This is a genomic window from Stenotrophomonas sp. HMWF023 (assembly GCF_003060985.1).
Taxonomy (GTDB): Bacteria; Pseudomonadota; Gammaproteobacteria; order Xanthomonadales; family Xanthomonadaceae; genus Stenotrophomonas; species Stenotrophomonas lactitubi.
In genome coordinates this window covers 1-7,389 of the sequence record NZ_QAIJ01000161.1, presented here as the reverse complement: position 1 = coordinate 7,389, position 7,389 = coordinate 1, and the positions used below count along the sequence as shown (strand labels likewise).

The following is a 7,389-nucleotide window of genomic DNA, read 5'->3' as shown; positions in this document are numbered from 1 at the left end:
CCTGCCTGTGCCGTGGCCAGCGTGACCGCGCTGCACTGGGCTGGCGGGCCACGGCAATGGCGCTGCTGCTCTGGGCCGGTGGCATGGCCTTCAACATGGCCGACGCCCTGGGGGCCGGACGGTCCGACATCACCCCGCGCGCCAGCCTGCTGTTGTATGTGCTGTACGGCGTGCCGCTGGTGTTCATCCTGGCCCGCGCCCGTCGCGAACGCCGGATGATCAGCCTGATCGACGGCGTGATGGCCGCGCTGCTGGGCGTGCTGTTCTTCGTGCATACCCAGTCCTTCGCCGACCGCATCGATATCGATGATCAGGCGATGGCCCACATGCAGCGCATGTTCGACATCCAGAACCTGTGCATCGCCGGCTTCGCGGTGGTGCGCTGGGTCGCAGGCGACGCGCCTGAACGGCGCAGCTTCTACCGCGCGCTGGCGCTGTACGCACTGAGCTATCTGCTGCTGGCGTTCTACATCAATCACTACACCTCCGAACAGTCGTTCGGCGCCTACAACGATCTGTTGATCGACCTGCCGTTCCTGCTGCTGGCGGTACTGGCGCTGCGCCAGGCACCTGCGCCGGGCTTCGTGCTGCATCCCCGCCTGCTGCGATTGGTGCAGGCGGGTGGGCCGATCATCCTGCCCTTGCTGCTGCTGGTGGTCGGCACTCTGGTGGTGGATCACGCGCGGCCTTTGGCCGTGACTGGCTTCGTGGTGGCGACACTGGGCTTCGGCCTGCGCAGTACGCTGCTGCAGATCGACCTGCTGGAACGGCAGGCGGGTCTTGATCAGCTGGCGCGGCAGGATGGCCTGACCGGCGTAGCCAATCGGCGTCAGTTCGATACGCTGCTGCTGGCCGAATGGAACCGTGCGCGCCGCAGCGGCAGCGAGATGGCGTTGCTGCTGGTGGATATCGACCATTTCAAGGCATTCAACGACCAGCATGGTCATCCCGCCGGCGACCGCTGCCTGCAGGCGGTAGCTGCGGTGCTGCAGGCCACCGCCGGGCGCGCGGCTGACAGCGTGGCGCGCTATGGCGGTGAGGAGTTCGCGGTGATCGTGCCCGGCAGCCCGCTGTCGGGTGTACTTGCACTTGCCGAGCGTCTGCGCGAGGCGGTGGAAGCATTGCCGCTGCCCGAAGGCCCGGTCAGCATCAGCGTGGGTGTGGGCTACCTGCATCCGCCGGCGCTGGCCAGCGCCGAACAGTTGCTGGCCGATGCCGATGCCGGCCTGTACGCGGCCAAGCGTGCAGGTCGCAACCGGGTGATCCTGCACGCGCACGTGCTGGACGACCACGGGGGCGCGCACGACACGCTGGACTGCTGAGTACGCCTGGGCCACGGCCGCGGCGGGAAGGTGTGCGGCCGATCAGCGCTGGCGCAGCCATCCGGCCGGATCCAGCAGGCGCAGGCCTACGGGTGACAGCGACCGTTGCCGCAACGTCAACGGCGTGGCGCGCACCGCCGTCGCACAACATGCCAGTTGGCGACGCAGCGGCGCCAGCACATCGTCCTCGCGTGGGCGTGCATGCCGCCATTGCGCAATGCGCAGCAGACAGACCAGCAGGTCCAGTTCGCTGGCGGAAATGAACGGCGACCCGGCCGGCAGCAGCTCGATCGGTGCATGCGGCGTGGCCAGCAATGGCAGCAGTTCACGGAAGGCGTCGCGTCCTTCGGCATCCAGGCCCAGGGCGGCCAGTTGCAGCAGGCCCTCGGCCTGCAGCGCAGGGTCGCCCAGTTGCCGCAGCGCAGCCAGCAGGGCCTGTTCGCCGCGACTGAACTGACGGCCGAAAGCGCGATAACTCACGCGGGTGGGAAATACAGGGGAACGCGAGGCCATGCCAGGAATACCTACGGATCGCGCGTTTCCACCAGCACCGGGCAGGGCGCGTGGTCGATGGTCCATTGCCCGACCGAGGGCTCGAACAGACGCTGCAGACGTGACAGATGGCGGTGGCCGATGACGATCAGGTCGCACTGCAGGCGACGCGCCTGCGCGCTGATCACTTCGCCCGGGTCGCCGGACGGTAGTTGTGCGATGGCGTCCACGCCGCGCTCGCGCAGCTCGGCCAGGGCGTCGGCCAGTACGGCTTCGGCATGCGCCTGCTGCCGGGCGGCGGCGGGATATTCGCGGCGGTCGGCATCGCTGGCATCTGCTGCCAGTGCGAATTCGGGGTCGAGCACGCACAGCAGGTGCAGGCGGCTGCGGGGGCCAGCCATGGCGGCGGCGAGGTCCAGCACGCGGTCGTGCTGGGGGCCGCCATCAAGCGCGACCAGCAGGGTGTTGAACATGAAAAGCTCCTTTGCAGGGCGGTGATGGTCGCGCATGTCGTCGCGCGCACCCATGCCGTGCGCCGCAGTCAATGCGTGCGCAGGACGCAACTCTGGTTGGTTTGGATTGCAGTAGAGTCATCGCATTTACGGGAGACTGCCATGCCCCTGCCGGACCTGAACCTGTTGCTGGCACTGGATGTGCTGATCGACGAATGCAGCGTGGCCGCCGCCGCACGGCGGATGAACCTCAGTGCGCCGGCGATGAGCCGTACCCTCGGCCGGGTGCGCGTGGCCCTGGGTGATCCGGTGCTGGTGCGCGCCGGCCGTGGGCTTGCCCCCACACCCCGCGCGCTGGAACTGCGTGAGCAGGTGCGCGATGTGATCGAGCAGGCACACCGCGTGTTCAATGCCGGCCGCGAGGTCGACATGGCTACCCTGGAGCGCACGTTCAGCGTGCGCGCCAACGATGTGTTCATCGGCAGCTATGGTGGCCGCCTGCGCGAGGTGTTCCGCCAGCAGGCACCGCGTTGCATGCTGCGCTTCGTGCCCGAAGGCGATACCGATGACGATGCGATGGTGCAGGGGCGGATCGACCTGTACATCAGTACGGCGGGCAAGCACAGCCCGGAAACCAAGGTGCAGCACCTGTTCACGACTTCGCTGCTGGGCGCCGCGCGCGAGGATCATCCGTTGTTCGACGGCGACATCAGTGCCGAGCGCTTCGCGGCCTGCGACCATATCGCCGTGTCCCGGCGCGGGCTGGCGCACGGCCCGATCGACGAGGAACTGGCCGTGCTCGGCCTGCAGCGCCGGGTAGCGGTAGTCATCCCCACCTTCCACGGTGCGATCTTCGCTGCTGCTGATTCAGACCTGGTCCTGCCGCAGATGCCGAGCGTGATGCTCGACCGCATCACCCACATGGGCCTGCCGCTGCGCATGTTCCCGCTGCCGGTGCCGGTACGCACCGTGGCACTGGTGCAGGCCTGGCACCCGCGCATGGACAACGACCCGGCGCACCAGTGGCTGCGGCGGGCGATCAAGGTGATGTGCGATTCGGTCGAGGCGGCCCGCCACTGATCGCTTGCAGGCGTGCGCCGGACGCACGCCTGCGATGCCGGGTACGCCATTTTTCGCAGGCAACGGCCTTTCTAGACTGCGCTCCCGATAGTTTCACTGAGCGCAATCCAATGACTCCACATATGCCGTGCACTGCACGGATCGGCGGCCGGCAGTGAGCACGCCTGCCGCCGTATTGCCGGCGCCGGCAGCGCCCCGGCCCGTCGCTGCACCCGGGCTCGACCGGCGCATCCTGGTAGGGCTGTGCGGTGTGCTGCTGGCGGTGCTGGTGTCGGGCTTCAACGAGAACGTCACCAAGGTCGCACTGGCCGACATCCGCGGGGCGATGGGTTTCAGCGTCGATGACGGCAGCTGGATCGTGGCGCTGTACAGCGCGATGTCGGTCAGCGCGATGGCGTTCGCACCGTGGTGCGCGGCCACCTTCTCGCTGCGCCGCTTCGCGTTGGCGATGATCGGCGGGTTCATGGTGCTGGGCGTGCTGTGCCCGTTGGCACCCAATCTGCAGACCTTTCTGGTGCTGCGCGCGTTGCAGGGCCTGTGTGGTGGCGCGTTGCCGCCGCTGCTGATGAGCGTGGCGCTGCGCTTCCTGCCGCCGGGCATCAAGCTGTACGGCCTGGCCGCCTACGCACTGACCGCCACCTTCGGGCCGAGCATGGGCACTCCGCTGGCCGCGTTCTGGGTGGAGCAGGTGGGCTGGCACTGGGCGTTCTGGCAGATCGTGCCGTACTGCCTGGCAGCGATGGCGATGGTCGGCTGGGGCCTGCCACAGGATCCCCTGCGGCTGGAGCGCTTCGCACAGTTCGATGGCGTCGGCCTGATGCTCGGCCTGCCGGCGCTGGTGCTGCTGGTACTGGGCCTGGTGCAGGGCCCGCGCTTGAACTGGTTCGACTCGTCGTTGATCACGCTGATGCTGGGTGGCGGTGCGGGTCTGCTGGTGCTTTTCATGGTCAACGAGTGGTTCCATCCGTTGCCATTCTTCAAGCTGCAGCTGCTGGCCAACCGCAACCTCAGCTATTCGCTGATCACTCTTGGTGGCGTGCTGTTCGTGCTGCTGGCGGTGATCTCCATTCCCTCCGGCTTCCTCGCCAGCGTGCAGGGCTATCGGCCGCAACAGACCGCGCCGATGCTGCTGTGGGTGGCGGTTCCGCAGGTAATCGCGCTGCCGTTGGTAGCCGCATTGCTGAACATCCGCGCGATCGATTGCCGCTGGGTGCAGGCCACCGGGCTGACGATGCTGGCGCTGGCCTGCTGGCTGGGCGCACATCTGGACGTGAGCTGGATCCGCGACAACTTCCTGTGGGTGCAGTTGCTGCAGGTGTTCGCGCAGCCGATGGCGGTGCTGCCGCTGCTGATGCTGGCGACAGGGGGCCTTGCGCCACAGGACGGCCCCTTCGCCTCGGCGTGGTTCAACACGGTCAAGGGATTTGCCGCGGTACTGGCCAGCGGCGTGCTTGAAGCGGTCGCGCAGGGACGCCGACATTTCCACTCCACCGTGCTGGTCGACCGCCTCGGCGAACAGCCGTGGCTGGCCGAGGGGCCGCAACTGGGCGCGCGCCTGCATGCGCAGGTGCAGGCATTGACCTCGGCCGATCTCTACCTGCTGGTCGCGTTGGTCGCGCTGGCCTTCATTCCCCTCATTGCCTGGATGCCCACCCGCATCCATCCGCCACGTGCCGTGGCCTGATCCCCTTCGCAGGAACCCCCTCATGACAATCAATCGAACGTATCTCAACGCTGGCCTCGGCCTGGGCGTGCTGGTCCTGGCCGGCGCCGCCTGGCTGCTGCTGCGCGATGGCCGCCACCAGACCACCAACAACGCCTATGTGGTTGCCGACTACACGGTGGTGGCACCGAAGATCGCCGGCTTCGTCAGCGCGGTGGACGTGCAGGACAACCAAGCGGTGAAAGCCGGTGACGTGCTGGCCCGCATCGATGACCGTGACTACCAGGTCGCGTTGCTGGCCGCCCGCGCCGACCTGGCCAACGCACGTGCGCAGCTGGCCAACGCACAGGCGGCGCTGGCACAGCAGGGCTCGCTGATCGAACAGGCCAGGGCGAGCGTGGATGTCAGCCGTTCCGAGCTGACCCTGGCCAGTGCCGACCAGCAGCGTTACCGCGAGCTGGCCCGCGACGGTGCCGGTACCGTGCAGAACGCACAGCAGGCGCAGTCGAAGCAGGCTGTGGCCAGTGCGCACCTGCAACAGGGGCAGGCCGCATTGTCGACCGCACGCCAGCGCACCGACATCCTCACTGCCGGGGTGCAGGCCGCGCAGGCAGCCGTGCAGCGTGCTGAAGCGGCGCAGGCACGCGCCGAACTGGATCTGTCGCACACCGAGCTGCGCGCACCGATCGACGGCATGGTCGGGCGCCGCGCAGTGCGCGTCGGTGCCTACCTGACCCCGGGCACGCCGGTGGCCGCGGTGGTGCCGCTGCAGCGCGCCTTCGTGGTCGCCAACTTCCAGGAAACGCAGATGACCCGCATGCAGCCGGGGCAGCAGGTTGAGCTGACGGTGGACGTGTTCCCCGGCATGCCGCTGCGTGGCCATATCGACAGCATCGCGCCAGCCACCGGCGTGACGTTCGCCGCGATTGCACCGGAGAACGCCACCGGCAACTTCACCAAGGTAGTGCAGCGCATTCCGGTGAAGATCGTGCTGGAGCCGGAGCAGGCATTGCTGGGCCAACTGCGTGCCGGCATGTCGGTGGAAGCCAGCGTGGATCTGCAGAGTTCGCAGCGGGTACAGAGCGCGCAGCGCGCGCAGCGCCGCAAGGGCGGGGAGGGCGCATGAACCGCGTATTCCCACGCGTACTGGCGGCAGCGGCGGTGTGCACGGTGCTGACCGCCTGCACGCTGGGCCCGGACTTCGTGCGCCCGCAGGCCGAACTGCCCATGCAGTGGCAGGGCGAAGCGGTGGCGTCAGCTGCGCTGGATGACGATGCCAGCTGGTGGTCCGGTTTCGACGACCCGCTGCTGGGGCAATTGGCGACGCAGGTGCTGCAGGCCAATCTCGACCTGCAGCTGGCCGCCAACCGCGTGCAGCAGAGCCGCGCCGCGCGGGGTGTCACCGCTGCCGATCGCCTGCCCAGCGTCAGCGCCACCGCCAGCGGCGCGCGCGCGCGCAACAGCGAGGTAGGCCTGAACGATCCGTCCGGTAATGGCGGTCGTGATGACTATGGGTTGTTCCAGGCCGGCATCGGCATGAGCTGGGAACTGGATCTGTGGGGCCGCTTACGCCGCCAGGTGGAAGCCGCCGACGCACGCGTGCAGATGGCCGAGGAAGATGCACACGCGGTGCGTATCGCCCTGCTGGCGGAAACCGCGCGCGATTACCTGCAGTTGCGCGCAACACGCCAGCTGCTGGCCATCACCGAGGACAACCTCAGCATCGCCCACGACATCAAGCGGCTGACCGAAGCGCGCCAGCGCCAGGGCGTTGCCAGCACGTTGCAGGTGTCCAGTGCGGCGGCACAGGTGGCATCGTTGCAGGCACGCATCGCGCCGTTGCGGCATCGCGAATCACAATTGCGCAATGCGTTGGCGTTCCTGCTGGCGAAGCCGCCACAGGCGCTGGATGCGCAGTTGCAGAGCGCGCGCCGCGACTGGCCTGCGCTGCCGACCGTCGCCGTGGGCGTGCCCAGTGAACTGGCCGAGCGTCGTCCCGATGTCCGCCGTGCCGAGGCTGCGTTGCATGCAGCCACGGCTGGCATCGGCGTGGCCAAGGCCAGCTTCCTGCCGCGCATCACCTTGAATGGCGATGCCGGTTTCCAGGCCAAGCAGCTGGATGACCTGGATGGCTGGAACGCGCATCGCTTCAGTATCGGCCCGTCGATCAGCTTGCCGATCTTCCAGGGCGGACGCCTGAAGGCCAACCTGGCGCTGAGCAGGCTGCAGCAGCAACAGTCGGCGCTGCAGTTCCGCCGTACCGTGCTGCAGGCCTGGCATGAAGTGGACGATGCCATCGACGGCTATGCCGCCGAACAGCAACGCACCGCGCAGCTGCATGTGGCGGTGGATGAGAGCGAGACGGCGCTGGGCGCCGCGC

The 7,389-nt window shown here is 68.0% G+C and carries 7 protein-coding genes; 5 read left to right on the top strand and 2 right to left on the bottom strand.

The features are described 5' to 3' along the window. Nucleotides 1–1,322: GGDEF domain-containing protein (locus DBR20_RS08775; RefSeq protein WP_108265912.1), on the top strand; the 1,322-nt coding region annotated here is incomplete at its 5' end. A gap of 42 nt (nt 1,323–1,364) precedes the next feature. Here the strand turns inward: DBR20_RS08775 and DBR20_RS08770 are convergent. After that, nucleotides 1,365–1,835: a hypothetical protein gene (locus DBR20_RS08770; protein WP_108265911.1), complete on the bottom strand. Its 471-nt coding sequence runs from the start codon at nt 1,833–1,835 to the stop codon at nt 1,365–1,367. A gap of 11 nt (nt 1,836–1,846) precedes the next feature. Continuing rightward, on the bottom strand, nt 1,847–2,287 hold the full coding sequence (locus tag DBR20_RS08765) for a universal stress protein (protein WP_108265927.1): 441 nt from the start codon (nt 2,285–2,287) through the stop codon (nt 1,847–1,849). Nucleotides 2,288–2,428: 141 nt separating this feature from the next. Between DBR20_RS08765 and DBR20_RS08760 the strand changes: the two genes are divergently transcribed. From DBR20_RS08760 to DBR20_RS08745, 4 genes are all read left to right on the top strand, one after another. After that, on the top strand, nt 2,429–3,346 hold the full coding sequence (locus DBR20_RS08760; RefSeq protein ID WP_100462647.1) for a LysR family transcriptional regulator: 918 nt from the start codon (nt 2,429–2,431) through the stop codon (nt 3,344–3,346). Nucleotides 3,347–3,500: 154 nt separating this feature from the next. After that, nucleotides 3,501–5,030, top strand: a complete 1,530-nt coding sequence (locus tag DBR20_RS08755; RefSeq protein WP_108265910.1) for an MFS transporter — start codon at nt 3,501–3,503, stop codon at nt 5,028–5,030. A 22-nt stretch (nt 5,031–5,052) separates the two neighbouring features. Next, nucleotides 5,053–6,135: an HlyD family secretion protein gene (locus DBR20_RS08750; protein ID WP_108265909.1), complete on the top strand. Its 1,083-nt coding sequence runs from the start codon at nt 5,053–5,055 to the stop codon at nt 6,133–6,135. Next, nucleotides 6,132–7,389, top strand: a 1,258-nt coding sequence (locus DBR20_RS08745) for an efflux transporter outer membrane subunit (protein WP_108265908.1), incomplete at its 3' end; no start/stop codon positions are given. The genes DBR20_RS08750 and DBR20_RS08745, both read left to right, overlap by 4 nt.

Bases quoted from the DNA above. Each gene is read 5' to 3' on its own strand.
- DBR20_RS08770 (WP_108265911.1), bottom strand. From the start codon at position 1,835: ATGGCCTCGCGTTCCCCTGTATTTCCCACCCGCGTGAGTTATCGCGCT.
- DBR20_RS08765 (WP_108265927.1), bottom strand. From the start codon at position 2,287: ATGTTCAACACCCTGCTGGTCGCGCTTGATGGCGGCCCCCAGCACGAC.
- DBR20_RS08760 (WP_100462647.1), top strand. From the start codon at position 2,429: ATGCCCCTGCCGGACCTGAACCTGTTGCTGGCACTGGATGTGCTGATC.
- DBR20_RS08750 (WP_108265909.1), top strand. From the start codon at position 5,053: ATGACAATCAATCGAACGTATCTCAACGCTGGCCTCGGCCTGGGCGTG.